The sequence below is a fragment of the Actinoplanes sp. NPDC049598 genome (assembly GCF_040675435.1).
Lineage (GTDB): Bacteria > Actinomycetota > Actinomycetes > Mycobacteriales > Micromonosporaceae > Actinoplanes.
Window position 1 is genome coordinate 1 of sequence record NZ_JBFAOX010000046.1, and the last position, 25435, is coordinate 25435.

Below are 25435 nucleotides of genomic sequence, written 5' to 3' on the forward strand. Positions count from 1 at the left end.
TATTTTCTCCCTTTCTTATTCTTTGCACAATACACCACAAACACCCCCGCCCCCGCTCCCCCCCCCCCCCCCCCCCCGCTTCCGTGCGCGGGGCGGTCGAGATTGTCGATACTTCGTAGGATCGGCCGGTCGCCGAGTGCTGGGGAGGCGCGGCAGTGAGCTCATCGATGACGCGAACGCAGAACAGCCGGCAGGCCGGGCTCGCCGGGATCTACCTGGGGCTGTTCGCCACCGTCTGGTTCAGCGTCCCCAGCGCCGGCGGCACGCTGCGCGCGCTCCTGATCGTCGCCAGTGTGGCCGCGCTGCTGACCGTGTGCTGGGGCATCGCCGTCTTCGTGCGCGCCGGCCGCCCCACCACGGCCACCCGTGACCGCGGCGCGGACCGGCGCTACCTGCTGATCGTGCTGGCCGAGGTGGTCGCGGCCGGCCTCGGAGCGCTCGTGCTGTCGCTGGCCGGCTTCACCGCGTACACCCCGGTCTTGATCTCGGCTGTTGTGGGGTTGCACTTCTTCCCCCTCGCCCCGGTCCTGCGCGACCCGGGCCTGCGCGTCCTTGGCGCGGTGGTGTGCGCGGTGGCCGTGGCCGCGCTGATCACCGGCCGCACCACGTCGGCCGAGCCGGGCCTGATCGCCGGCGCGGGCACCGGCCTGGCCCTGCTCGGCTACGCCGTCCTGAGCCTCAGCGGACGGCGGGGCTGAGTCGGTCCTTGTGACGGGCGACGGCGACGGTGAGGTAGCGCTGCCGCTCGACGGCGTCGGCGAGCCCCTCGACCGCTCGCGCAGGGTCGAGACGCGCCCCAGCCGGCGGCGCGGCCGGCGAACGTCGCGCACAGCACCATCTGGTAGACGGCCAGGGCGCGGGCCCGCACCCGGGCCGGCAGGAGCGCCTGGGCGCTCGCGTTCAGCCCGGCGAGCACGGCGATCCAGGGCCGAGCCTCAGCGACTGCTGCACGATCAATGAATGTCGGATGCAGTGCCCACCACTTGCAGCGCTTCGGCCACGCGATCGCGGAGTTCGGCCACCGTCGCGGTGCCGAACGCCGCCCGGTAGGCGTCGCCGTACTGCTCCAGCGCGTAGGTGAAGACCCCGGCGGCGGCCCGGGCGCGGTCCGCTTGGCCGAGCCCGGCCGCTGCCAGGGCCAGGAAGTAGTTGCCGAGCAGCAAGGTGTAGTTGTCGTCCGGGACGGAATGGGTCAGCGCCCACTCCGCCATCTCGGCCGCCGCCGCGTAGTCGCGGGCGTCGACCCCGATGTCGGCCCGGCGCACGGCGATGCTGACCTGGGAGTCGGACATGCCGGCGGCGCCGGCCACGGCGAACGCGTCGGCGGCGTGCCCGGCCGCCTCGGCCAGGTCACCCTGGTCGACCAGCTCCTTGGCCAGCGCCTCCAGCGCGTAGGCGAGCACGCTGGGCTCACCGGCCGCCCGGGCGGCGGCGACGGCCCGGCGGAGGAAGTCCAGGCGCTGGGCTTCGGGATAGAGCGGCGGCCAGTTGCCCAGGTTGCGCAGCACCTGGGCCTGCCCGAGCCGGTCGTGGCCGCGCTCGGCGAGATCGAGAGCGCGGTGCAGAAAGGCGCGACTGCGCTCGGGGTCGGTCACGCGTACGGTCAGCGCCGTCTCGCGCAGCACCATCGTCTCGAGGCGCGGGTCGCCGAGCGGCTCCACCGCGGCCAGGACCCGCAAGCTCTGCTCGCGGGCGGCGGCGGTCTCGTCCAGCCGGATCGAGCGCAGCGGGCGTAAATGCAGCACGATCAGGGCCGCGGAGCGGGCCCAGCCCCGTTGCAGGGCGATGTCGACGGCGGCGGCGACCGTGCTGCGCTCGGCGCCGTACCAGGCCATCGCGGCCGCGACGTCGGCCCGGCCCGGGGTGACGACGCCGGGTGGCGGCGGGCCGAGCTCGGCCGGTGGAGCCAGGCGGAAGGTCAGGTAGGCGGCGTGGCTCGCGTGCACGTAGTGCTCGACCAGCCGGAGCTCGGCCGGCCCGCGCTCACCGTCGGCCGCGTCGAGCAGCTCGGTGGCGTACGCGTACAGCAGGTCGTGCATCGTGTACCAGCCGGCGCTGAGCTGCGTGATCATGCTGGTGACACAGAGTTCGGCCAGGGCGTCCCGGATGTCGGCGCCGGCCACGCTGGCCGCCGCCTCCACCGAGAAGTCCGGGCCGGGATGGACCGCGAGCAGCCGAAACAGCCGGGCCGCGGGCTCGCTCAGCACGGTGTACGACCAGGAGAAGGCCGACCGCACGCCGTCCTGCCGCTCGCCGGTCTCCAGCCCGTCCAGCCGGCCGGCCGGGGAGTTCATGGCGGCCATGGCGTCGGCCATCGGCAGCCCGGGGCTCACCGCGATCTGCGCCGCCGCGATCGACAAGGCCAGCGGCAGCCCCGCGCACAGCCGGATCAGCTGATCGGCCGCGGCGGGTTCGGCGGCCAGCCGGGCCGTGCCCAGCCGCCGGGTGAGCAGGCTCCGCGCGGCGGCCCGGTTCATCCGGCCGATGTGCACCGGCCAGGCGCCTTCGTGGGCCACCAGGCCGGGCAGGCGGTTGCGGCTGGTGACGACGACCAGGCAGTCGGCCGACCCGGGCAGCAACGGGCGGACCTGGGCCGAGTCGCGCGCGTTGTCCAGCAGAACGATCATCCGCCGGCCGGCCAGCGCGGAGCGGAACCGGGCGGCCCGGGCATCGAGGTCGCCGCCGGCTGCGGCCGGTTCGACGCCGATCGACTCGAGCAGGGTGCCGAGCGCCTCGAACGGGCGCACCTGCCGGCCGCTCGGGTCGAAGCCACGCAGGTTGAGGTGGAGCTGGCCGTCGGGATAGTCGCCGGCGATCCGATGGGCCCAGTCGACGGCCAGGGCGGTCTTGCCGGCGCCGGCCATGCCGCTGAGCACGATCAGGCCGGACCGCACACCCGCGTTCAGGGCGGGCGCCAGTTCCTCCCGGGGGACGTAGGCGGCCACGGGCAGCGGCAGCTGGGCGGGCTGATAGGGGTCGGGCATCTCCCGGTCGGCGAGCGCGTCGAGGTGCGCGGCCCGGAGCTCGGCGCCCGGATCGGCGCCGAGGTCCTCGGTCAGCCGATGCCGGACCTCCTCGTAGTGCGCCAGCGCCTCGGCCCGGCGCCCGCCGCGCGTGTAGAGCCGGATCAGCCGGGCCTGCAACGGCTCGTGCAGCGGGGCCGCGGCAGCGTACCGACTGATCAGCGGCAGCAGCTGGTCGGTCCGGCCATGGCCCAGCGCCAGATCGGCCGCCTCGACGGCCAGCTCGGTACGGGCCGACTGGATGGCCACGAAGGCGGGCAGAGCGAGCAGGCCGGGCGGAAGCCCGGCGAACGGCTCTTCCGCCGCGGTGCTCAGCGCCTGCTCGAACTTCTGGGCGGCAGCCCTCGGATCGTCGTCCCGGGCGGCGCGGCGTCCGTCCGCGGCCAGCTCGAAGAACGCCATCAGGTCGCAGGCGCGCCCGTCGACGCGAAGCCGGTAGCCGTCACCGGCCGGATGGAGCCATTCGCCCGGTTCCCGGTGGGCCAGGCCGGGCTCGAACAGCCGGCGGATCTGACCGACGAGCCGCTGCACCTGGTTGACCGCGCTGGCCGACGGCCGGTCGCCCCAGAGGATGTCGATCAGCTTCGCCGTGCTCACCGTCGAGCCGCGCGCGGCGAGCAGGACGGCGAGCACGGTGCGCTGCCGGACCGGCCCGACGTCGGCCTCGACGCCGGAACGCCAGAGCCGCAGGCCCCCGAAGACACGCAGACGGATCATGCTCACCGGCTCACCCTCCATCACCGGCGGCCGCGCTACAACGGCTGAGCAGCGGAAATCCGTGGAACGGGAGGACCGTCACAAGCGGTCAGAGCTTGAGCACGTAGCGGTGCTCGCCGGAGAGGACCAGGTCGCCGCGCTGGTTGTGGACGGTGGCCCGGGTCGTGACGATGCCGGTGTCGTCGCCCGGCTCGAGCTTGGTGATGGTTAGGCTCGGGTAGAGCGTGTCGCCGGCGTGGACTTCCTGGTGGAACTCGGCCGACAGGCCGGCGAAGGCGACGAACACGTTCCCGATGTACTGCGGGAACAGGGTCGCTCCGGGCGCGGTGAACGCGAGCACCTGCAGGCCGTGCACCACCGGGGCGGCGTGGCCGTGGGCGCGCGCGTAGACCTCGTCGTAGTGGATCGGGTGGTTGTCGGCCGAGACGGCCTGGAACGCGGACGCGTGGGCGTCGGTCAGCGTGCGGCTCGGGGCGTTAAAGACCTCGCCGACCCGCAGGTCGGCGAAGGTGCGGGCCGGAACGACGGTGTGCGTGCGGGGATCGAAATCTGCCATGCGGCTAGCGTCCGGGCCCGGCGTCACGCTGCCATCGGTAGAGTGACTGCCCGGCCCGGGCCCGCGCCGGTCAGATGAAGTGTCCGCCGGGGAGGAACTGGGTGGGCTTGAGCGGGCGGCCGGTGATCCGGACGTCGCCGATCCAGCCGTAGAAGCCCTGCTCGTACTTCAGGTCGTACGAGGTCGCGCCGATCACGAACGGGCGGCCCAGGGTCGCGATGCCGTGCGCGAACTGGGTGGGGTTGCGGGCGATCTTCGAGCCGTTCACGTAGATGATCGTGCGGCGGCCGTCGTTGACGATGGCCACATGCTGCCAGGCGCCGGTGGGCAGGGCGTGACTCCACGCCGTCGGGTTGTGGTCGCCGTCGAAGGTGTAGAGCACGTTCTGCAGGAAGCGCTCGCCGGACAGGTTCAGGCTCCACGTCGGCTCGAGCTCGTCGTAGCCGCTCTTCTTGCCGGCGTCGACCGCGCGGCCCTCCCAGCTCAGGATGCCCATCCAGCTGTGATCACCCTCGAACGGCTCGGGCAGCTTGATGAACGCCTCGATGGTGTAGCCGTCGAGGAACTTGGCGCTGTTGATCGGCGCGTGGTCGCCGGTGTGCAGGATCGCGCCCCGGTTCGGGTTCTTGCCGCCGTCGAAGTACAGGCTGGCGTGGGCGGGCGATCCGATGTGGTGCTCGGCGGAGAGCGACACGGCGCCGCCGGCCAGACGCCGTACGGTCAGGTGGTTGCCCTTACCGCTCAGATCGCGCACCGTGGCCCCGTCGGCCACCGACTGGCCAGCCGTGTCGAACCGCCAGTAGGCGGCGGTGTGCCGGTCGACGACCTGCGCGGCCGGGCGCGGGGCGGGCAGGGCCGGGGGAGCGAAGCCGGCGAACCGGGCGTCGAAGTCGATCTCCAGCGAGAACCGGTCGACGTCGCCGGTCAGCTCGATCGTCTCCGCCTCCAGCGGGGTGCGCGGCTGCCGGGACAGGAACCATGGCGAGAACGTCTCCACGTCGATCCGGTTGCGCACCAGGTCGAAGTGGTAGAGCCGGATCATCGCGGCGCCGCCGTAGTAGCGGTCCTGGTAGTTGGTGATGTGCACGTGGACGTCGTGCCCCGCGTCGTTCTTGAGCACGGTCCGGCCGGGCGGCCAGTAGTGGCCGTTGAGCGTGAGGAAGATCTGGTCGTTGCCCTTGATCAGCTTGTCCCAGAGCCGCTGACCGTTGCCGGACAGGTACGCCGTGCCGCCGTCGTCCGCGTACGCCAGGTCGTGGGTCGTGACGATGGCGGGCACCCGCGAGTGCTTCTCCAGCAGATCGTTGGCCCAGGCCAGGCCGCCGTCCGAGATGCGCCAGTCGAGGGCGAGAACCAGCCACGGCCGGCCGCCCGCCTCGATCAGGTGCGCGCTGTTGTAGCCGTCGGCCGAGGCGCCCAGGAACGTCGGCCGGCCCCGGAACCGGGCCGGGCCGAACGTCGACAGGTACGCCGAGCGGCCGCGCTGGTCGTCGGTCGAGCCGTTCACGTCGTGGTTGCCGGCCAGCACGCTGTACGGCAGGCGTCCGTCGATCTTCTTGAACGTCTCGCCGGCCAGCTTGATCTCGGCCTCGGTGCCGTGCTCGGTGACGTCGCCCAGGTGCGTCAGGAAGGCGATGTTGTCCTCGGCCCGCTGCTCGAGCAGGTAAGAGAACGTCTCGCGCAGCGGCGCCGGGTCGGCGCTGTCGGCGTCGAACAGGTACTGGGTGTCGGGCAGCACCGCCAGGGCGAAGCGCGGGTCGTCCTCGTCGAACTTGCCGCCGGGCGCGGCCGGGCCGTGGGCCTGCGCCGGGGCCGCCGCGACCAGGGACACTGCGGGCGCGGCGACGGCCGCGCGCAAGAGATTACGTCGTTCCACGACCGTCAATATGGCGGCCGAAAGCCAAAACCCGGCAAACACCCAGCAAGATCTTCAGGCGTTCCACGCGTCGATCGCGGGGCGCCCGTGCTCGTACGTCAGGGTCGACAGCGTGGCGGTGCCCAGCTTGAGCCGCCCGCCGAACTCGGCCGGCTGCTCCACCCAGCGCGCGCCCACCACCCGCAGCGCGTGCCCGTGCCCGACCAGCGCCACGTCGCCCCGGTCGAGGAAACCGCGGGCATGCTCCAGCACCCGATCGATCCGCTCAGCGATCTGCTCGGGCGACTCGCCGCCGGGCGCGCCGTCGGTGAACAGCCACCAATCCGGGTCGGTCTCGTGGATCTGCGGGGTGGTGATCCCCTCGTACTTGCCGTAGTTCCACTCGACCAGGTCCTCGGTCGTCTCGGTCACGGTGAGCCCGGCCAGCTCGGCGGTCCGCAGCGCCCGCTTGCGCGGACTCGAGATGACCGCGGCGAACGTACGCCCCTTGAGCCGCTCACCCGCCTCACGGGCCTGCCGCTCGCCCTCGTCGGTGAGCTCGAGATCGGTGTACGACGTGTGGCGCCCGTTCGCGCTCCACTCGGTCTGCCCGTGCCGGATGAGCACGATCTCGCCCATGGTGTGACTCCTTAGTCCGCCCGCACTCTTTGTACCCCGCGAAACGGCACTTCATGACGCGGTCTTCCCATCCAGGACGTGCCATCGACCACAACAAGATCACCGACCACATCGGCCTCAGCGGGGTGCCGCCCGGCGGGGTGCGGCGTGGTGAGGGGGCTCAGCGGGTTGCCGCCCGGCCGGTCATCTCGCGGTCGAACGTCTCCTGGGCGTCCCGCATGGCGTCGGCGTAACGGGGCTCGGCGAGCCGGCGTATGCCCTCGTCCGGGTCGACGTCCTCGACGACGGCGCTGATCCACCAGATGTTGCCGAACTCGTCGCGGACGCGGCCGCCGCGCTGCCCGAACGCGTGCGTGGCGGCCGCGGTGACCACGTGGGCCCCGGCCGCGACGGCGCGCTCGATCGCGGCGTCGGCGTCCGCCACGAAGACCCGCAGCAGCGACGGCATGGCCGGCCACTCCGGCCGCCGGTCGAAGGCGAGCAGCACGGTGTCCCCGACCCGGATCTCGGCGTGTCCGACGCTGCCGTCGGCCAGGTGCACCCGCCCCAGCTCGACCCCGCCGAACACAGCGGCGACGAACTCGAACAACCGCCCGGTGTCCGGCGTGACGATCCACGGCGCGACGGTCGTGCTTCGTTGTTGCGATGGCTCGGTCATAGCGCCAAGCTAAAGACAATTGCGGTCAGAACCTGGCCGTACCCCGGCCTGGCACTCGGCGCTGTAGTGTGCGCCGCCATGACTCGACACATCGACGACGACTGGCTGGCCGACGCGCGGGCCTCCTACGACACGGTCGCCGAGAGCTACGCCGACTTCACCCGGGAGGCGCTGGCCGCCGAGCCGTTCCTGCGGGCGGGCCTGGCGGCGTTCGCCGACCTGGTCAAGGCCGCCGGCGGCGGCCCGGTGGCCGACATCGGCTGCGGACCGGGGCACGTCACCGCCCTGCTGGCCGAGCTCGGGGTGGAGGCGTTCGGCGTCGACCTGTCGCCCGGGATGATCGAGGTGGCCCGGCGGGACCATCCCGGGTTGCGCTTCGAGGTGGGCTCCATGACCGACCTGCGCCTGGCCGACGACTCGGTGGGTGGCGTGGTCGCGTTCTGGTCGCTGATCCACATCCCGGACGCCGAGGTGCCGGGGGTGCTCGGCCACTTCCGGCGGGTGCTGCGGCCCGGTGGGCCGCTGATGGTCGGCTTCCACGTCGGCGAGGGGTCGCGGTTGAAGCGGGAGGGCTACGGCGGTCATCCGATGAACGTCCACGTGCACCGTCGCCGGCCCACCGAGGTGGCCGCGTGGCTGACCGGCGCCGGCTTCGAGGTGACGGCCGAGACGGTGATCGCCCCCGGCGACGCGGTGCCGGGGGCGATGATCTTCGCCTGTTGAGCGTGATCAGGCGGCCACGGGGGTCTTCTCCGGAGCCGGCGGAGCCGGGGTCTCGCTGGCCCGGGCGGGCAGGGCGAACGACAGCAGGACGGCCACCCCGGCGAAGGCGATGCTCCACCAGAACGCGACGTCGAAGGCGTGGGCGGCCGCGCCGGCGCCGGCCAGGATGACGGCGAGCAGGGCGACACCGGCCGAGCCGCCGATCTGCTGGGCGATGCGGGTGACGATGCTGGCGTGCGGGACCTGGTCGTGCGGCAGGCCGATGAACGCCACCGTCATCAGCGGGATCATCACGATGCCGAGACCCAGGCCGCGGACGAACAGGGCGATCATCAACGGCCAGATCGTGGTGCCGGCGTCGGCCAGCGCGAACGGAACGGTCGCGACGCCGACCAGCAGGAAGCCCGCGATCGCGACGCCGCGGGCGCCCACCTTGTCGAGCAGGCGGGCCGCGGCCGTACGGGACAGCAGCGAGCCCACGCCCTGCGGGATGAGCAGCAGACCGGCTTCGAGGGCGCTGTTGCCGCGCAGCTGTTGCCAGTAGAGCGGGAGCAGGAACATCGCCCCGTACAGGGCCGCCCCCGAGAGGAACAGCAGGGCGGACGCGGCCCAGGTCGGCCGCGAGCGCAGCACGGCCAGATCGACCAGCGCGCCGCCGCCCCTCCGCAGGGCGCGAAGCACGAACAGGGTCAGCAGCAGCGCGCCGGCGATCAGCGGGATGATCACATCGGCCCGGGCGAAGGAGCCGGCCGCGTTGGACAGGCCCCACAGCAGCGCGACCAGGGCGGGGGAGAGTAAAAGCAGACCCACGAGATCCAGCCGTACGCGCCGTCCGGCGCCCGCCGCCGGGATCAGCCGCCACGCCAGGGCCAGCCCGGCCAGGCAGAGCGGGACGTTGACCAGGAACAGCCAGCGCCAGCTGCCGGCGCCGAGGATCAGGCCGCCGATCACCGGCCCGAGGATGGGGCCGAGCGCGGCCGGCAGCGCGACCACCGACATCAGCCGGGCCCGCTCCTCGCCACGCGCGGCCTGCATGATCATCGTGGTCATCAGCGGCATCATGGCGCCGCCGCCGAGGCCCTGGACGATCCGGAAGCCGATCAGGCTGGGCGCGTCCCAGGCGAACGCGCAGAGCACCGAGCCGAGCAGGAACACCGAGAGCGCCGCCATCCAGAGGCGCTTGGCCCCGAGGCGGCTCTGCAGCCAGCCGACGACCGGGATGATGACGCCGAGGGCGAGCAGGTACGCCGTGCTCACCCATTGGATGGTGCCGACGCCGGCGTGCAGGTCGGCCGCGAGCTCGTGCAGCGCGACGCTGACGATCGTGGAGTCGAGGATGACCGTGATGCCACCGGTGAGCACCGCTATGGCGATGCCGAGGGTGGTCCGGTCGATGCGGGTGGAGGCCATGTGATGCCGCCTTAAGGTACGCGACTGTATCTAACGGCTCCACGGTAGGGCGCTGCGATAAGATACGCAAGTGAGTCTTAAAGCGCGCCGCCGTGGAACCGAGCTCGAGGACGCGATTCTCGGCGCGGCCTGGGAAGTGCTCGGCGAGCACGGCTACGCCGGCTTCACGTACGAGGCGATCGCCGCCCGCGCCGGCACCAGCCGCCCCGTGCTCTACCGGCGGTGGCCGCAGCGCGAGGATTTGCTGATGGCCACCCTCACCCGGCACTGGGGGGAGCGGCCCATCCCGGTCCCCGACACCGGCCACCTGCGCGAGGACGCGATCGGCTACCTGCGCAGCGCGGTGGCCGAGCGGTCCCGGCTGATCACCGTGATCAGCGTGCAGCTCGCCGAGTACTTCAGCGCCACCGGCACCAGCGCCAGCGACCTGCGCGACCGGCTGCGCCCGGCCGGCCGGGGCACCAGCTTCGAGATGATGGTGGCCCGGGCCGTCGAGCGCGGCGAGCTGCCCGACGTGCCCCGCTCGGCGCGCATCGTGAACCTGCCCTTCGACCTGCTGCGCCACGACATGCTCATGACGCTGCGCCCGGTCTCCGACGAGGCCATCGAGGAGATCGTCGACGACGTGTGGCTGCCGCTGCTGGGCGCGAAGAAGTGAAACGAGGGCTCGCGCTGCTCGTGGCCGGCGCGTTCTTCATGGAGATCCTCGACGCCACGGTGATCGCCCCGGCCGCCCCGCACATCGCGGCCGACCTCGGCGTCGCGCCCGTGACGATCAATGTCGCCGTCACCGCGTACGTCCTGACCCTGGCCGTTCTCATCCCGATCAGCGGCTGGCTGACCGAGCGCTTCGGCGCGCGCCTGGTCTTCACGGCCGCCGTGGTGGTCTTCACGCTGGCCTCGGCCGGCTGCGCGCTCGCGGTCAGCCTGCCCATGCTCGTTGGCACCCGCGTCCTGCAGGGCGTCGGCGGCGCCATGATGGTGCCGGTGGGCCGGCTCGTGGTCATCCGCACCACCGAGAAGAAGGACCTGGTCCGCGCCATCGCGTACCTGACCTGGCCCGCGCTGGCCGCCCCGCTGATCGCGCCCGCGCTCGGGGGCGTGCTGAGCACGTACGCCTCCTGGCGTTTGATCTTCGTGGTCAACCTGCCCCTGGGGCTGGCTGCGCTGCTCCTGGCCCGGCGCCTGGTCCCGGATGTCCGCTCCGACCACCCCGGCCGGCTCGACTGGCGCGGCTTCGCCCTGGTCGCGGTGGGTCTGGCCGCCCTCGTGGCCGGCTTGGAGGCCGTCGCCGCGACCGACCCGCGCCGGCCCCTGGCCTCGACCGAGCTGCTCATCGCGGCCGCCGCCCTCACGGCCGCCGTCATCTACCTGCTGCGAGCCGAGAAACCCCTACTCGACCTGCGGATCCTCAAGGTCTACACCTACCGCGTGACGGCCCTCGGCGGCTCGGTCTTCCGCGCCGTGATCGGCGCCGCCGTCCCGTTCCTGCTCCCGCTCTTCTTCCAGCTCGGCCTCGGCTGGACCGCCGCCCAGGCCGGCCTGGCGATGATCGCCCTGTTCGCCGGCAACGTCGGCATCAAACCCGCCACCACCCCGATGATGCGCACCCTCGGCATCCGCACCATGATGCTCGGCGCCGTCCTCGCCTCGGCCGCGATCCTGGTCGCCCTGGCCTTCACCACGGCCGGCACCCCCGTGCTCCTGCTCCTGGCCGTCCTGCTGCTCAGCGGCGTCTTCCGCTCGATCGGCTTCACCACCTACAACACGATGGCCTTCGCCGACGTCCCCCCGACCCGCATGACCAGCGCCAACTCGTTGATGTCAGCCATCCAGGAAACCGGCTCCGGCCTGGGCGTGGCCCTGGGCGCCCTCCTGGTCCGCCTCGGCGCCACCCTCACCGGCGCGGGGTTCCGCTTCGCCTTGATCGCCCTCGCCCTGCTGCTGACCGTCCCGGCCCTGGAGGCCCTACGCCTGCCCCACACCGCCGGCAACGAGGTCGCGGGCCGGACCGGCTGATCCACGAACGGGTGCCTTCACTCGTGCCTCCCGCCGACCTCAGCCACGATGTCCCGATGACCGCGAACCGCCGCCGAACAGCCCTGCTGGCGGGCTCGGCTTTGTCCGCGGGCCTGGTGGCCGTCACCCTTCTCATCCTGAAGCCCCCCGAAGACCCATGGGTCTGGGTGGAGCGCGGAAGTTGGGTCGCGGCCCTCGCCGCGCTGGCCCTGACAGCAGTATCCGGCAACGCCGACCGCCGGCCGGCTGAACAGCCGCAGGCGGCTGCCGCCGGCCCGGTGGCCCAGCAGAGCATCTTCCAGGCCGGTCGCGACGTCCACCAGATCGGCTCGGTGCACCTCGGGACCCCGGCGAACGATCACGGCTTCCTGCTTCCCTTCTCGCTTGTCACGACGATCGGCATGGTGGCGTGCGTCGCCATCGTGGCCGTCGTCCACCTGCGTCCCGCGAAGAGCAGTACAGCGCGCAGGCCATACGTGATCACAGTTCAGGCGGGCGCCGAGGTTGACACGACCAACGGTGGGGCACCGGCGGCCGTGGTGTTCCCCCAGGGCTTGCCGCGAGCCGTCGAGCCGCAGCCGGCTGGGCAGTGCGAGGACTGGTACTCGTGGGGCAAGACAGCCGGCGGGGTCGACTACTTCCACACGTTCGCCGCTTTCACGGTGTCGGCGGTGTCGTCGGCGGTCCGAGTGCATTCCGCGCGGGTCAAGAGGGAGCCGCTCAAGCGAAGAGCTGCCGGGGAATACCCGTCGTGCCCGATCGGGCAGCCGCCCGTGACCTCGTATCTGAGTGTCGATCTGGACGCCGGGAAGGTGTCCTACTTCTATCCCGCCCCGGCCGGTGCGCCGATCGATGGGATGACCGCGGGTGGCTTGCTGGCCAGACCGTTCGCCCTCGAGGTGACCGCGGGCAAGTCGGACCGCGTGCTCGTAGAGGGGTTCACCGACCAGTGCTTCTGCTCGTGGTGGTTGGAGCTCGACGTCGAGGTCGACGGGGTGCGGTACACCGAGCGCGTCGACGACCACGGGAGACCGTTCGTGACCGCGCCCAAGTCGGGGAAGTATGTCGGGCTGTCCTGGAGCGCGGAGCGATCCAGGTGGTGCGGGCCGCCGGACGATTGCTGAGCTCCGCCTGCCCCGAACGGGGCCCGGGGCAGGCGGGGAGCGTCAGGAGACGACGGCGCGGATGTCGCCGAGGCCGCGGGCGACGAGGAACTGGCCGCCGTTGGCGAGGCGGTCCCAGCGGGCGGCTTGCGGGTTCCACTTGCGCCAGAGGCGGGAGTCGGTGTGGACGGTCACGCGGGCTGATTCGCCGGGGGCGACGGTGACCGACTCCCAGCCGACCAGGCGTACGGGCTGGTCGGCCTCGACCGGGCGGAGGTAGACCTGGACCACCTCGCGGCTGGGGCGTTGGCCGGTGTTGGTGACGGTGGCGGTGACCGACGGGGCGTCGCCCAGGATCAGGCGGACGTCGGAGTACTCCCAGGTGGTGTAGCCGAGGCCGTGGCCCAGCCAGAAGGCGGGTGTGGGGGCCTGGCCGGCGTAGAAGCCGCGGTAGCCGATGAAGGTGCCCTCGTCGTAGTGCAGCTCGCCGTCGACGGGGGTGACCGACCAGGCGGGGGAGGCGCCGTCGGCGGCCGGGAAGGACGTGACCAGGCGGCCGGCCGGCTCGATGTCGCCGAGCAGGGCCGCGGCGACCGCGTGGCCGCCCTCCTGGCCGGGCAGGCCGGCCCAGAGCACGGCGTCGACGCGGGGGAGCCACGGCATCAGAACGGGGGTGGCCGCGTTGACGACCACGACGGTGCGGCGGGCCGCGCCGGCGACGGCCTCGATCAGGGCGTCCTGGGCGCCGGGGAGCTGCAGCGTGCTCTTGTCGGCCGACTCGGTCTCCTGCTCCTCGGTCAGCCCGACGACCACCACGGCCACGTCCGCGGCGGCCGCCGCGCGCACCGCGTCGTCGATGACATCCACTGTTTCACGTGAAGCCATATTTCCGACAAGTCCGTAAAGCCCCATGCCGTCCAGCGTCACCATGGCCTCGAAGAGCAGCGAACCGGGTGACGTAGCGACGAAAGTCCGCGTCGGCGGGATCAGCACCTCCTCGCCCATGCCGCTGCCGGAAGCGCGGAGCGAGAACTCCCCGGAAGCGGACGTCGTCCACGACCCGACGCCCAGCACGCCCAGCTCCACCTGCCCCGCCGCCGTCACGACACCCGACAGCCGGGCCGACGCGGGCACGCCGTCGAAGTCGTCGTCCATGCCGATCATCGTCTTGGCGAGGGAGCTGTACCGCCGCTCGAGCTCGTTGCCGTCCGCGTCGTAGATCGTCACGTCGATGCCGGGCTGCCCGTTGGACGGCGCGGTCAGGAAGCCGCCCCGCGCCGGCACCGGCCGGGTGCGGACGTCCACCCCGTCGGTCACGCTGACCTGGTCACCCAGCAGCGCCTGCAGCCCCTCGGCCACGCTGACCTGGTACGGCGGGTTCACCTGGGCCGAGCCGCCACCCATGTCGATCGTCTCGACCGCGTGCCGCCCGATCAGCGCCACGGTCTGCGTGCGCTCCAGCGGCAGGGCGCCGCCGTCGTTCTTCAGCACGGTCATGCCGCTCGCCGCGAGCCGGGTGAGCTGCTCCCTGCGTACGGCCGAAGAGGGTGACGGAAGCGACGAAGGCCAAGTCCGCAGGTCGCCCAGAGCGCCCACCCGCGAGGCGAGCAGCAGCAGCCGGGCCAGGTGATCGTCGATCACCGCCTCGTCCACCTCGCCCGCCTTGACCGCGTCGACCAGCGCCGGGCCCCACGGCCCGTCCGGGCCCGGCATGACCAGGTCGAGACCTCCGTTGGCGGCGGGCGCGGCCGTCTTCGTCGCGAACCAGTCCGACATGATCAGGCCGCGGTAGCCCCACTCGCCCTTGACGATCTCGTTGTTGACGTGCTGCTGCTCGGTCGCGGCCTGCCCGTTGACGTCGTTGTAGGCACCCATGATCGACCACGCGTCGCCGTCCTGCACCGCGATCTCGAACGGCAGCAGGTACAGCTCGCGCAGCGTCGCCTCGTCGACCACGCTGTTCACCGTGTTGCGGTCGGTCTCCGACTCGTTGGCCACGAGGTGCTTGAGGCAGGCGGCGATCCCACTGTCCTGCATTCCCCGGACGTACGCGGCGGCGAGCTTGCCGGTCAGCAGCGGGTCCTCGGAGTACGCCTCGAACAGCCGGCCGCCCAGCGGGGTGCGGTGCAGGTTGATCGTCGGGCCGAGCACCACGTGGATCTCCTGTGCCATGGCCTCCTCGGCCAGGAGCCGGCCGACCTCGTACGCGGACTGCTCGTCCCACGCCGACGCGAGCAGCGTGGCGTTGGGGAAGAGGGCGACGACCCGCCCGCCGGTGAACTTCAGGCCGCGCACGCCGGTCGGCCCGTCGGAGAAACGCATCTCGCCGAGCCCGATCGACGGCTCGGGGGCGAGCGAGAAGGCGGAGGCGCCGGTGAGAAGGTGGACCTTGGCCGGCAGGTCGAGCGACTTGATGAGGGCAGCGGGGTCGGACGTCATGTCCTCATGGTTACACGTGTAAGTTAGATTGTCAGTATGACGGAATCGACGGCCCGCCGGGTGACCAGTGCGGACGTCGCGCGCCTGGCCGGGGTCTCCCGGGCCACGGTCAGCTACGTCCTCAACGACACGCCCCGCCAGACCATCTCGGCCACCACCCGCGGCCGCGTGATCGACGCCGCCGCCCAGCTCGGCTACGCGCCGTCGGCCGCCGCCCGCACCCTGCGCACCGGCCGCTCCGACGTCGTGCTGTGCCTGCTGCCCGACTGGCCGATCGGTCCGGAGGTGGGCTCGCTGCTCGGCAATCTTTCCACAGCCCTCGCTCGGCACGGGCTGACCTTCGTCGTGCACCCGGGCAACCACAACGACCGCCCGATGGCCGAGCTGTGGAAGGCGATCACGCCGGCCGCGGTCATCGGCTTCACCGACTTCTCCGAGGCCGAGCTGGCCGCGATGCGCTCGGCCGGGGTCGCGCCCGTGGTCGCGCTGGCCCGCAGCCGCACCCGGGGGCGCGCCGTCGCCGTGCCGCAGGAGCTGGTCGGGCGCCGCCAGGCCGAGCATCTGATCGCGGCCGGGCACACCCGGCTCGGCTACGCCTACCCCGACGACCAGCGGGTGCGGTTCTTCGCCGAGCCGCGCCTGGCCGGGGTCCGGGCCGCGGCGACAGCCCAGAGACTGCCGGTTCCGGCGGCGGCGACGGTCGCGCTTGACGTCACAAAAGCCTCCGAGGCCGTACGCCGCTGGCGCGCGGCCGGAATCACCGGCGTGTGCGCCTACAACGACGAGGTGGCGCTCGCGGTGCTCGCCGGCGTACGGCAGCAGGGGTTGACCTCACCCGCCGACCTGGCGGTGATCGGCGTGGACGACATCCCGTCGGCCCGGCTGGCCGAACCGCCGCTGACCACCGTGATGACCGACCAGGCGGCCGTGGCCACCCATCTGGCCGCCACCGTCGTCGCCGCCGTGAGCGGCCGCGACGGGCCCGCGCTGCCCGTGAAGAACGTCGTCAAAGTCGTGGCCCGCGACTCGGCTTGATCTGACACCAGGCTTGATCTGACAACAAACGCACAGGCACGGCACATGGCCGGCTCAGGCGGTGGGCGAATCGTCGAAGGTGCCCGACCACCACCCGAAGGGGATGAGCCCCATGCTCGTTCAGCTGAACCGCCAGAGCGGCCGCCGCGACTTCACCGCCACCGCGACCGACCTGCCGATCAACCCGGCCAGTCTTCCCGCGACCAGCGGCCCGCTCCCGGTGGTGGCGATCTTCGGGCCCGCCGGCCGCGTCGCCGGCCTCGCCGAGTGCCTGCCCTCCGGCTGGTCCACCCGGCGCCCCACCGACCTCGACGACCTGGCCCCCGACGAGGTCGTGCTCTTCGCCGGCGCGCCCGTCCGCGAGGTGGCCACGGCCCGCCGCGTCCTGCCCGCCCGCACCACGATCGTCGCCCTGGTCGATCAGGACGCCCCCGCCGAGCTGGTCGCCGCGGTGCTGACGGCCGGCGCCGACGCCTGCGTCCGCGGCGGCCAGCCCGCCATCCTGGCCAGCCACCTGGTCGCCTGCCGCCGCCGCCAGACGGCCGACCGCTGGGCCCGGCTGAACCGGCAGGACCGCCATTGAGCGCGGCTTCCGGGCCGCACCGGCGCCACCGTCACGGGGGTTACGGTAGCGCCGGTGCGGAGCTCTAGGAGCCGGTAGAGGCCGAGGCGGTCGGGGCCAGGACCTTGCAGGTTTCCATGGCCTTCTTGACGGTGGCGTTGGTGGTGTCGAGGTTCGACGTGTCGGTGACGCCGTTGTCCTTGAGGCAGTTCTGGTAGGCCGCGTTGGAGCCGTTGCCGTTGCCCTGGCCGCCGCCGGGGCGGCCGGTGGGGCGGACCGAGGCGCATGCGGTCTGGGCCTTCTGCCAGATGGCGTCGTCCACGCCCTCCGGCTTCTGATTGAACATGCCCCCGCCGCGGAAGCCGCCGTTCCCAGCGCCGGCGCTGCCCGACGGCCGGGGGAAAGCGCTGCCGGACGGGCGCGGGCCGCCGCTGCGGTCCGGGCGCGGAAAGCCGGACGCACCGTTGCGGGGCCCGCCGGAGGGCATCGTGATGGTGACGCCGTTCTTCGACAGGCACTCGATGTAGGCGGTGAACGCGTTGTTGCCGCCCTGCGTGTTCCGGCCGTTCGCCGACGGGGAGTCGCCGGAGTCCCCGCCGCCGCAGGCCGCGGTGAGAACCACCGCGGCCGAAGCCACGAACAGCGCCGCAACGCGGCGGGTCGCCTTCGAACCGAATCTCGGCACGATTCCTCTTTTCCTCGGCCACAGGTCGCAACCACCCAAGCCGGTCCACCTCGCCGCAACGTCGACCCCAGCTCGAAGTTGCCTCGGAGGACCTGTCATCGGGCTGTGCGCCACCGCGGAGCGGCGCGGCGCGGCTTGCGCGGTTTGGGTTGGGGCGCGGCGGGGGCTGGATGCGGGCCGGGGTGAGGTGGGGCTTGCGCGGGCGGCGCGAGTGGGGGACGGGCGCGAGCTCCGAGGGAACTCCGAGGTGGGACCGAGGGTTCGGCGAGGAGTGGCGGCCACACTTCCGGGCCATGGGTGAAGCACTGGCCGGTCGACGGCGCTGGGTCTGGGTTGCCGTGGCTGTCGTTGTGCTCGCGCTGATCGTCTACGGGGTTGTGCGCGCGCTTACGGCGGATGCGAAGGAGACGCCTGCGGCGGCTACGGTGGCCGTTGACCGGGGGGCTGTGACTACCGAGGTTGCGACCACCGGGACGTTGCAGCCGGCGCAGACCCGAAGTCTTTCCTTCGCGGTTTCGGGGACGGTGGAGAGCGTGTCGGTGCGGGCCGGCACCACCGTCACGGCTGGGCAGGCGCTGGCGAAGGTCGACGACACGGATGCGGCCAAGGCTGTGTCGGATGCGAGGGACGCGCTTGATGATGCCGAGGATGCGCTCACTCAGGCTCGGGATGCGGCCGCCGCCGCGACCAGCTCGGCCACTGCCAGCCCGAGTTGCGGGTCGAATGTCGCGGCGGCGTACGTCACCGGGGGTGGTGGCGCCGCGACGCCGACGCCCAGCGCGACCACCTCACCGACACCGACGGCGACCCGGACCACGAGCCCCGCCCCGACCGCGACGCGGACGACCGCGCCGGCGAAGACGACCGCGCCCGCCAAGACCACCGCGCCGGCCAAGACGACCTCACCCGGCCGGACCGGCGGCGCGCCGACCACCGGCGGCGGCACCAACAGCGGCGGTGGAACCAACGGCGGTGGTGCGAACGGCGGCGATGCGAATGGACGCGGTGGTGCGAACGGCGGCACCAACAGCGGCGGCGGCACGAGCTGCGGCACCCAAGGCACTCAAGGCGGCACCTCAGGCAGCGGACAAAACGGGCAGCAAGGCAACGGCCAAGGACAAGGGCAGGGGCAGCAGGGCGGCGGCGCGGACGCCATCCTCAGCGCTCAGCAGCGCGTCACCCAGGCCACGACCACCCTCGAGAACGCCGAGGACGCCCTCGAAGGCGCCACCATCACCGCCCCCATCGCCGGCCGGATCATCAGCGTCAGCGGCAAGGTCGGCAGCCAGGTCAGCTCCGGCGCGGCCTTCATCACCCTGGCCGACGTGTACGACATGCAGATCAGCGCCGACTTCCCCGAGGCCGACGCCGACCGGCTGGCCGTCAAGCAGAAGGCCGTGATCACCCTGGCCGACCGGCCGGGCAAGGAGTTCAAGGCCACCGTCGTCCAGGTCGACCCGGTCGGCACCAGCGACGGCACGATGGTCCGCTACGGCACGGTTCTGTCCTTCGACACGTCGCCCGAGGACCTGCTCGTCGGCCAGAGCGCCGCGGTCCGCGTCACGACCGGCGCCAAGGAAGAGGTGCTGCGCGTCCCGAGCACCGCGGTCCACGACGTCGAGGGCACCGCGGGGGTGGTGCTCAAGGACGGCAATCAGACCAAGGTGACCGTCGGGCTCCGCGGCGACCAGTACACCGAGGTCAGCGGCGGCCTGGCGGAGGGCGACAAGATCGTCCGGTCATGGTGAGTCAGGGGTGGGACAGCTCATTCATAGCGAATTCAAAGACAGCGTTGATATCCCATCCAGGTGCTGACTGAAACCCTGGCCCCGGCGCGTGTCGCCCGGGTGCTCGTCGTCGACGACGAGCCGAATATCTCCGCGCTGCTCAGCGCGACCCTGCGCCTGGTCGAGTTCGAGGTGCGGGTGGCCGACTCGGGTCACAAGGCGCTGGTCGCCATGGAGGAGTTCGAGCCCGATCTGGTGGTGCTCGACGTGATGCTGCCCGACCTGGACGGCTTCGACGTAGCCCGGCGGCTGCGGGCGACCGGCTCCCGGGTGCCGGTGCTGTTCCTGACCGCCCGGGACGCGGTCGAGGATCGCATCTCGGGTCTGTCGGCCGGCGCCGACGACTACGTGACCAAGCCGTTCAGCCTGGAGGAGGTCGTGCTGCGCATCCGCGCGATCCTGCGTCGCAGCCAGCCCGGTCTGGAGGCGCCGCCCGAGACCGGGGTGTTTCGCTACGCCGACCTGGAGTTGAACGAGGACGCCCACGAGGTGCGCCGGGCGGGCCGCCTGATCGACCTTTCGCCGACCGAGTTCAACCTGCTCAAGTACCTGATGATCAACGCCGGCCGGGTGGTCAGCAAGGCGCAGATCCTGGACCGGGTGTGGAAGTACGACTTCGGCGGCGACGGCCGGATCGTCGAGTCGTACGTCTACTACCTGCGCCGCAAGATCGACAAAACCGACCCACCGCTGATCCACACGGTCCGCGGTGTGGGGTATGCGCTGAGGCTTCCGCGCAATGAAGAAAGTCTTTAGTCCGATCAAGGGCGGTGGAGGGGTGGTGGGATGGGGAGTGAGGCCCCGGCGCTGGGGGCACTGGACCCTGCGGTCGCGGCTGGTCCTGGTCGTCGGCGCGCTGGCCGCGGTCGCCCTGGTGCTCGCCAACGTCGCCGGCGTGCTGCTCATCCGCTCCTACCTGCTGCAACGGATCGACGATCAACTGCGGGGCATGACCAGGCCGTACGCCTCCGCGCCGCGCCCAGAGACCGGTTCCTTTCCCCGTAACCGGGTGCTGCGGCTCGGCCCCGACCAGGTCGTCTACGTCTACGGCGCGGACGGCACGCTGGACGCGTCGATCAGCTCGAGCGCCGACGCGAACCGGCCGGCGGTCGAGGCGTACCGCCGGGTTGTCGCAAGAGAAGCCGGCCGTCCCTTCACGGTCCCGGCGCGTGACGGCAGCGCCGACTGGCGGCTGGTCGCGGTGACCAACGCGGAGACGGGCGGGGTGGCCGTGATGGGCCTGTCCCTCTCCGAGGTGCAGCAGACCACCGAGACGCTCGTGCTCATCGACGCCGGGGTGAGCCTGCTCCTGCTGGCCCTGCTCGGCCTGGGCGCGGCCTTCGTCGTACGCCTCGGCCTGCGCCCGCTCACCGACATGGAGCGTCTGGCCACCGACATCTCGGCCGGCGACCTGTCGCGCCGGGTGGCCGACACCGACCCGCACACCGAGCCGGGCCGGCTGGGTTCGGCGCTGAACTCGATGCTGAGCCGCATCGAGGCCGAGGTGGACGCGCGGACCGCCTCCGAGCAGCGGCTGCGCCAGTTCGTGGCCGACGCCTCGCACGAGCTGCGGACCCCGCTGACCTCGATCCGCGGCTTCGCCGAGCTCTACCGCCGGGGTGGCGCCCCGCCGGGGGAGGCGCTGGACGAGACGATGAGCCGGATCGAGTCGGAGGCGGGCCGGATGGGTGTGCTCGTCGAGGACATGCTGATGCTGGCCCGCCTCGACCAGCAGCGCACACCCACCCGTAAGCCGGTCGACCTGCTGGAGATCGCGGCCGACACGATCCGCGACGCGTACGCTCGGGTCCCGGACCGGCCGGTGCAGCTCGAGGGCCTGGCCGATGACGACGACACGTTCGAGCCGGCCACCGTCCTCGGCGACGAGCACGGCCTGCGCCAGGTCGCGACCAACCTGGTGGCCAACGCCCTGCAGCACACTCCGGCCGGCGCGAAGGTCACGGTCCGGGTGGGGAGGGTGCCGGCTCGGCCGCCGGCTGACGGCAGCGTGCTTTCCGGTCCCATGCCGTACGCGGGGACGCCGCTGGCGGTGTTCGAGGTGACCGACGACGGACCCGGGGTGCCGGTCGCGCACGCGTCGCGGGTCTTCGAGCGTCTCTACCGCGCCGACTCGAGCCGCACCCGCGGCAAGGGCGGCGGATCGGGGCTGGGCCTGTCCATCGTGGCCGCCATCGTCCACGGTCACGGAGGGTGGGTCGAGCTGGACACCGCACGCGAGGGCGGCGCCACCTTCCGGGTGTTGTTGCCCACCACCGGTGACACCGCGTGATCTTGCTGTGCTTACTCCGCAGCGGAAAACCCATGACAACCCGTTTTTGAAGCTCGCTCCGAGCTTGCTAGGGAGTTCCTCCCAGCCCGCTTCGCCACAGTGTCCGGCATGCCAGCGCGCCTCAACCTGCGACGTCCCTCGGCGGCGGTCAACGCCGTCCTGGTCGTCGCCCTCGCAGCCGGGGGTTTCTGGGCGTACCAGACCCTGTCCGGATCGGATTCCACCCCGGCGGCCAACGCGTCGGCCCGCACGATGGCCGTCCAGCAGGGCACGGTGACCAAGACCGTCTCGGCCGACGGCACGCTCGAGAGCGGCAGCACCGCGAGCGCCGGCTTCGTCACCGGCGGCACCGTCACCGCGATCAACGTCAAGGTCGGCGACAAGGTCACCAAGGGCCAGGTGCTGGCCAAGGTCGACCCGGCCGCGGCCCAGCGCACCCTGGACGCGGCCAACGCCGACCTCGACGCGGCCCGGGACTCGCTGACCCGGGCCGAGGACGCCGGCTCCGACACCTCCACCGCTGAGAACGAGGTCGCCCAGGCCGAGCTCGCGGTGGACGAGGCCGAGGCCGGGGTCGACGGCACGGTCCTCGAGGCCCCGATGGCGGGCACGGTCACCGCGGTCAACGGCACGCTCGGCAGCAGCTCCTCCGGCACCGGTTCGTCCTCCGGTGGCCAACAGAGCGGCGGTCAGCAGGGCGGCGGGTCTTCGTCCGCGTCTGCGTCCTCGTCGAGTTCTTCCTCCTCCTCGGGCTTCATCGACATCGCCGACCTGACCAAGCTCCAGGTCACCGCGTCCTTCGCCGAGGCCGACGCGACCAAGCTCAAGGAGAAGCAGACGGCCGAGGTCACCTGGAACGCGCTGAACAACACGACCGCGACGGCCAAGGTGGCCGCGATCGACCCGTCCGCGACCACCTCGAACAACGTGGTCACCTACGGCGTCACGCTCACCCTGGACAAGGTGCCGTCCGGGGCCAAGGCGGGCCAGACGGTCTCGGTCGCGGTCACCACCGGCAGCGTCGCCAACGCGGTCTTCGTCAACGCGGCCGCGATCACCACGGTCGGCCAGCGGCACACGGTCACCGTGGTCGCCAACGGCGCCTCCGAGACGCGTACGGTCGAGATCGGCCTCGAGGGCGACAGCGCCACCCAGGTCACCTCCGGGCTCACCGCGGGCGAGCAGGTCGAGCTCAAGACCACGTCGACCACGACCGGCACCGGCACCGGAACGACCGGCAACCGGCAGGGCGGGTTCCCGGCCGGCGGCGGGCAGGGCGGCTTCCCGGCCGGGGGCGGCGGCAACTTCGGCGGCGGGGGCGGACGATGACCCGCCCGGTCCTGGACGTCCGCGACCTCACGAAGGTCTACGGGCAGGGCGAGGCGACCGTGCACGCGCTGCGCGGGGTGTCGGTGACCGTCGAACGCGGCGACTACGTGGCCATCATGGGCTCGTCCGGCTCCGGCAAGTCGACCCTGATGAACATCTTGGGCGCGCTCGACATCCCCAGCTCCGGCACCTACCGGCTGGACGGGGTGGACGTCAGCCGGCTCGGCGATCGGCAGCTCGCGCTGGCCCGCAACCGGCTCATCGGCTTCATCTTCCAGGCGTTCAACCTGATCCCGCGCACCTCGGCCGTCGCCAACGTCGAGCTGCCGCTGGCGTACGCCGGGGTGAAGCCGAAGGAGCGCCGCCGGCGCGCCATGGCCGCCCTGGACGTCGTGGGGCTGGCCGATCGGGCCAGGCACGAGCCGAACCAGCTCTCCGGCGGTCAGCAACAGCGCGTGGCGGTGGCCCGGGCCCTGGTCACCGAGCCGGCCCTGCTGCTCGCCGACGAGCCGACGGGCAACCTGGACAGCCGCTCGACCGAGGACGTGCTGACCGTGTTCGACCAGCTCAGCTCGGCCGGCCGGACCATCGTGCTGATCACCCACGAGCCCGAGGTCGGCGATCGCGCCAAGCGCCTGATCCGCCTGGTCGACGGCGACATCGTCACCGACGTCCGGCAGTCGCCGATCAACCGGCCGGCGGTCGGCGTCTTCGCCGGGAGGCATTCTCTGTGACCGAGCGTAGCGAGGGCACCATCAGGCTCAGCGCTGTGACTCATGGCGCCACAGAGCGAAGCGGAGTGGCGTGATGAGCTTCTACGAGGTAGTGCGGTTCGCGCTGCGCGGGCTGTCGGCCAACAAGCTGCGGTCGGCGCTGACCATGCTCGGCATCCTGATCGGCGTCGCGGCCGTGATCCTGCTGGTGGCGGTCGGCAACGGCTCGGCCAAGGCGATCAGCGACCGGATCGAGGCGCTCGGCACCAACACGATCACCGTGATGAGCACCGGCCGCGGCGGGTCGAGCAGCACCGCGCTGACCAAGGACATGGCCGACGCGCTGGTCGACCCGGTGCTGGCGCCCGACGTGAAGACGGTGTCGCCGGTGGTCAGCTCGTCGGCCACCGTCACCTACGAGGGCACCGACCACGACGTCAGCTCGTTCGTCGGCACCACGCCGGGCTGGTTCGCCGCGTCCAACACCCCGGTCGGGCAGGGCGCCGGCTTCACGGCCGACGACGAGGCTCAGGGCCGGCGGGTCGTGGTGATCGGGCCGACCGTGGCCGAGGAGCTGTTCCCCGGCGTCGACCCGATCGACAAGCAGGTCACGGTCGGCGGGGCGCTGTTCACCGTGGTCGGGGTGCTGTCGGAGAAGAGCTCGACCGGGTTCCAGGACGCCAACGACACGGCCGTCGCGCCGCTCACGGCCGTACGCCAGGTCTTGACGGGTTATGGGTCTTTGAACTCGATCCTCGTCGAGGCGGCCGACCCGGACAAGGTCGACGCGGTGCAGTCCGAGGTGTCGACGATCCTGAACCAGAACATGAACGTGACCGGCTCGACCACGCCCTACCGCATCCAGAACGCCTCGCAGCTGCTCGCCACGCAGACCGAGACGGCCGACACGTTCACCACGCTGCTGGGCGCGGTGGCCGCGATCAGCCTGCTCGTCGGCGGCATCGGCATCACCAACATCATGCTGGTCACGGTGACCGAGCGGACCCGCGAGATCGGCATCCGCAAGGCCCTGGGCGCCCCGCGCCGGGTGATCCTGACCCAGTTCCTGATCGAGGCGACGCTGCTCAGCGTCATCGGCGGCGCCCTCGGGGTGGCCGCGGCGCTGATCGGCAGCAGCTTCGAGATCGTCGGGGTCAAACCGGTGATCGTGCCCAGCTCGGTGGGGCTCGCCCTGGGCGTCTCCATCGCGATCGGACTGTTCTTCGGCGGCCTGCCCGCCAGCCGCGCCGCCCGGCTGCGTCCCATCGACGCGCTGCGCTACGAGTGAGGACCTGCTGATATGGCCATGAATGACGAGACCGCCGTGCTCGCTCTCGACGAGCCCCACGACGACGACGGCTTTGCCGCCGAGCTGGCCCAGGCGGCCCCGAAGCGCTGGTGGAACAAGGCGACGGTGGTGCTCGGGGCGATCGTGCTGCTGGTCGGCGGTTTCGTGGGTGGTCTGCAGGTGCAGAAGCAGTGGGGCACGGCCGACACTCCGGGCGGGAACCGGGCCGCGGGTTTCGGCGGCGGCCAGAACCGGGCCGGCTATGGCGCCGCGGGTGGTTTCCCGGGCGGCGGCCAGGGTTTTCCCGGCGGCAACGCGAACGGCGGCAACGCGAACGGCGGCAACGCGAACGGCGGCGGCAACGCCAGCACCGCCGCCGCGGCTACGACCGGCACGGTGAAGCTGGTCAACGGGACCACCGTCTACGTGCAGCTGGCCGACGGCAGCGTGGTCACGGTGAAGACCGACGGAAAGACGAAGGTCTCCACCGCTACTTCGGGCAAGGTCTCGGACGTCAAGGCGGGTCAGTCGGTCACCGTCCAGGGCGCGGCCGGCACCGACGGCACCGTGACCGCCACATCGGTCACCGCGCAGAAGAAGTAGC

23 protein-coding genes are annotated in these 25435 nt (G+C 72.1%); 14 read left to right on the forward strand and 9 right to left on the reverse strand.

What is annotated here, in order from left to right:
• Positions 1–167 precede the first annotated feature (167 nt).
• Positions 168–698 carry a hypothetical protein gene (locus AB0J66_RS48000; RefSeq protein ID WP_364675726.1) on the forward strand — a complete coding sequence of 177 codons (531 nt, stop codon included), beginning with the start codon at positions 168–170 and terminating at the stop codon, positions 696–698.
• Here AB0J66_RS48000 and AB0J66_RS48005 read toward each other — a convergent pair.
• The 6 genes from AB0J66_RS48005 to AB0J66_RS48030 form a co-directional block, all read right to left on the reverse strand.
• Positions 662–916 carry an MFS transporter gene (locus AB0J66_RS48005; RefSeq protein WP_364675729.1) on the reverse strand — a complete coding sequence of 85 codons (255 nt, stop codon included), beginning with the start codon at positions 914–916 and terminating at the stop codon, positions 662–664. The two genes, AB0J66_RS48000 and AB0J66_RS48005, sit on opposite strands and share 37 nt — an antisense overlap.
• 37 nt (positions 917–953) lie before the next feature.
• Positions 954–3740 carry a BTAD domain-containing putative transcriptional regulator gene (locus AB0J66_RS48010; protein WP_364675838.1) on the reverse strand — a complete coding sequence of 929 codons (2787 nt, stop codon included), beginning with the start codon at positions 3738–3740 and terminating at the stop codon, positions 954–956.
• An 88-nt stretch (positions 3741–3828) separates the two neighbouring features.
• On the reverse strand, positions 3829–4296 hold the full coding sequence (locus tag AB0J66_RS48015) for a MaoC family dehydratase (RefSeq protein ID WP_364675731.1): 468 nt from the start codon (positions 4294–4296) through the stop codon (positions 3829–3831).
• A gap of 70 nt (positions 4297–4366) precedes the next feature.
• Positions 4367–6172, reverse strand: coding sequence for a LamG-like jellyroll fold domain-containing protein (locus AB0J66_RS48020; protein ID WP_364675734.1), 1806 nt, complete (start codon positions 6170–6172; stop codon positions 4367–4369).
• A gap of 54 nt (positions 6173–6226) precedes the next feature.
• The gene (locus AB0J66_RS48025) at positions 6227–6790 is read right to left on the reverse strand and encodes a histidine phosphatase family protein (RefSeq protein ID WP_364675737.1); all 564 of its coding nucleotides are present in this window, start codon (positions 6788–6790) and stop codon (positions 6227–6229) included.
• Between the two features lie 160 nt (positions 6791–6950).
• Positions 6951–7448 carry a VOC family protein gene (locus AB0J66_RS48030; RefSeq protein WP_364675740.1) on the reverse strand — a complete coding sequence of 166 codons (498 nt, stop codon included), beginning with the start codon at positions 7446–7448 and terminating at the stop codon, positions 6951–6953.
• 78 nt (positions 7449–7526) lie between these two features.
• Between AB0J66_RS48030 and AB0J66_RS48035 the strand changes: the two genes are divergently transcribed.
• Positions 7527–8171, forward strand: a complete 645-nt coding sequence (locus AB0J66_RS48035; RefSeq protein ID WP_364675742.1) for a class I SAM-dependent methyltransferase — start codon at positions 7527–7529, stop codon at positions 8169–8171.
• A gap of 6 nt (positions 8172–8177) precedes the next feature.
• On the opposite strand, the gene AB0J66_RS48040 is transcribed toward AB0J66_RS48035, so the two are convergent.
• Positions 8178–9581, reverse strand: coding sequence for an MDR family MFS transporter (locus AB0J66_RS48040; RefSeq protein ID WP_364675743.1), 1404 nt, complete (start codon positions 9579–9581; stop codon positions 8178–8180).
• A 70-nt stretch (positions 9582–9651) separates the two neighbouring features.
• Here AB0J66_RS48040 and AB0J66_RS48045 point away from each other — a divergent pair, with 70 nt between their 5' ends.
• Genes AB0J66_RS48045 through AB0J66_RS48055 form a run of 3 tightly spaced genes read left to right on the forward strand, consistent with a single transcriptional unit; the run spans position 9652 to position 12724 of the window.
• The gene (locus AB0J66_RS48045; protein ID WP_364675746.1) at positions 9652–10239 is read left to right on the forward strand and encodes a TetR/AcrR family transcriptional regulator; all 588 of its coding nucleotides are present in this window, start codon (positions 9652–9654) and stop codon (positions 10237–10239) included.
• Entirely contained in the window at positions 10236–11600 is a 1365-nt protein-coding gene (locus AB0J66_RS48050; RefSeq protein WP_364675749.1) for an MFS transporter, read from the forward strand. Before AB0J66_RS48045 ends, AB0J66_RS48050 begins: the two co-directional genes overlap by 4 nt.
• Before the next feature lie 56 nt (positions 11601–11656).
• A complete protein-coding gene (locus AB0J66_RS48055; RefSeq protein WP_364675752.1) occupies positions 11657–12724 on the forward strand; it encodes a hypothetical protein in 1068 nt (355 codons plus the stop codon).
• Positions 12725–12766: 42 nt separating this feature from the next.
• Here AB0J66_RS48055 and AB0J66_RS48060 read toward each other — a convergent pair whose 3' ends face one another.
• Positions 12767–15142: a glycoside hydrolase family 3 C-terminal domain-containing protein gene (locus AB0J66_RS48060; RefSeq protein ID WP_364675754.1), complete on the reverse strand. Its 2376-nt coding sequence runs from the start codon at positions 15140–15142 to the stop codon at positions 12767–12769.
• A 36-nt stretch (positions 15143–15178) separates the two neighbouring features.
• Between AB0J66_RS48060 and AB0J66_RS48065 the strand changes: the two genes are divergently transcribed.
• Positions 15179–16177, forward strand: a complete 999-nt coding sequence (locus tag AB0J66_RS48065) for a LacI family DNA-binding transcriptional regulator (protein ID WP_364675757.1) — start codon at positions 15179–15181, stop codon at positions 16175–16177.
• A 112-nt stretch (positions 16178–16289) separates the two neighbouring features.
• A complete protein-coding gene (locus AB0J66_RS48070) occupies positions 16290–16760 on the forward strand; it encodes a hypothetical protein (protein ID WP_364675760.1) in 471 nt (156 codons plus the stop codon).
• Positions 16761–16824: 64 nt separating this feature from the next.
• On the opposite strand, the gene AB0J66_RS48075 is transcribed toward AB0J66_RS48070, so the two are convergent.
• Entirely contained in the window at positions 16825–17424 is a 600-nt protein-coding gene (locus tag AB0J66_RS48075; RefSeq protein ID WP_364675762.1) for a hypothetical protein, read from the reverse strand.
• 446 nt (positions 17425–17870) lie between these two features.
• Here AB0J66_RS48075 and AB0J66_RS48080 point away from each other — a divergent pair, with 446 nt between their 5' ends.
• From AB0J66_RS48080 to AB0J66_RS48110, 7 genes are all read left to right on the forward strand, one after another.
• Positions 17871–19172, forward strand: coding sequence for an efflux RND transporter periplasmic adaptor subunit (locus tag AB0J66_RS48080; protein ID WP_364675764.1), 1302 nt, complete (start codon positions 17871–17873; stop codon positions 19170–19172).
• A gap of 63 nt (positions 19173–19235) precedes the next feature.
• Positions 19236–19967, forward strand: a complete 732-nt coding sequence (locus tag AB0J66_RS48085; RefSeq protein ID WP_364675841.1) for a response regulator transcription factor — start codon at positions 19236–19238, stop codon at positions 19965–19967.
• A gap of 37 nt (positions 19968–20004) precedes the next feature.
• Entirely contained in the window at positions 20005–21501 is a 1497-nt protein-coding gene (locus tag AB0J66_RS48090; protein WP_364675767.1) for a HAMP domain-containing sensor histidine kinase, read from the forward strand.
• Positions 21502–21609: 108 nt separating this feature from the next.
• Entirely contained in the window at positions 21610–22830 is a 1221-nt protein-coding gene (locus tag AB0J66_RS48095; protein WP_364675769.1) for an HlyD family efflux transporter periplasmic adaptor subunit, read from the forward strand.
• Positions 22827–23564, forward strand: a complete 738-nt coding sequence (locus AB0J66_RS48100; RefSeq protein ID WP_364675770.1) for an ABC transporter ATP-binding protein — start codon at positions 22827–22829, stop codon at positions 23562–23564. Before AB0J66_RS48095 ends, AB0J66_RS48100 begins: the two co-directional genes overlap by 4 nt.
• Positions 23565–23637: 73 nt before the next feature.
• The gene (locus AB0J66_RS48105; protein ID WP_364675773.1) at positions 23638–24831 is read left to right on the forward strand and encodes an ABC transporter permease; all 1194 of its coding nucleotides are present in this window, start codon (positions 23638–23640) and stop codon (positions 24829–24831) included.
• Between the two features lie 18 nt (positions 24832–24849).
• Positions 24850–25434, forward strand: coding sequence for a hypothetical protein (locus AB0J66_RS48110; RefSeq protein ID WP_364675775.1), 585 nt, complete (start codon positions 24850–24852; stop codon positions 25432–25434).
• Position 25435: the final 1 nt, after the last annotated feature.

Coding starts and splice junctions, on each gene's coding strand:
- AB0J66_RS48065 (WP_364675757.1), top strand. CDS start 15,179: ATGACGGAATCGACGGCCCGCCGGGTGACCAGTGCGGACGTCGCGCGC.
- AB0J66_RS48060 (WP_364675754.1), bottom strand. CDS start 15,142: ATGACGTCCGACCCCGCTGCCCTCATCAAGTCGCTCGACCTGCCGGCC.
- AB0J66_RS48070 (WP_364675760.1), top strand. CDS start 16,290: ATGCTCGTTCAGCTGAACCGCCAGAGCGGCCGCCGCGACTTCACCGCC.
- AB0J66_RS48025 (WP_364675737.1), bottom strand. CDS start 6,790: ATGGGCGAGATCGTGCTCATCCGGCACGGGCAGACCGAGTGGAGCGCG.
- AB0J66_RS48100 (WP_364675770.1), top strand. CDS start 22,827: ATGACCCGCCCGGTCCTGGACGTCCGCGACCTCACGAAGGTCTACGGG.
- AB0J66_RS48105 (WP_364675773.1), top strand. CDS start 23,638: ATGAGCTTCTACGAGGTAGTGCGGTTCGCGCTGCGCGGGCTGTCGGCC.
- AB0J66_RS48000 (WP_364675726.1), top strand. CDS start 168: ATGACGCGAACGCAGAACAGCCGGCAGGCCGGGCTCGCCGGGATCTAC.
- AB0J66_RS48035 (WP_364675742.1), top strand. CDS start 7,527: ATGACTCGACACATCGACGACGACTGGCTGGCCGACGCGCGGGCCTCC.
- AB0J66_RS48055 (WP_364675752.1), top strand. CDS start 11,657: ATGACCGCGAACCGCCGCCGAACAGCCCTGCTGGCGGGCTCGGCTTTG.
- AB0J66_RS48110 (WP_364675775.1), top strand. CDS start 24,850: ATGAATGACGAGACCGCCGTGCTCGCTCTCGACGAGCCCCACGACGAC.
- AB0J66_RS48030 (WP_364675740.1), bottom strand. CDS start 7,448: ATGACCGAGCCATCGCAACAACGAAGCACGACCGTCGCGCCGTGGATC.
- AB0J66_RS48095 (WP_364675769.1), top strand. CDS start 21,610: ATGCCAGCGCGCCTCAACCTGCGACGTCCCTCGGCGGCGGTCAACGCC.
- AB0J66_RS48015 (WP_364675731.1), bottom strand. CDS start 4,296: ATGGCAGATTTCGATCCCCGCACGCACACCGTCGTTCCGGCCCGCACC.
- AB0J66_RS48010 (WP_364675838.1), bottom strand. CDS start 3,740: ATGATCCGTCTGCGTGTCTTCGGGGGCCTGCGGCTCTGGCGTTCCGGC.
- AB0J66_RS48040 (WP_364675743.1), bottom strand. CDS start 9,581: ATGGCCTCCACCCGCATCGACCGGACCACCCTCGGCATCGCCATAGCG.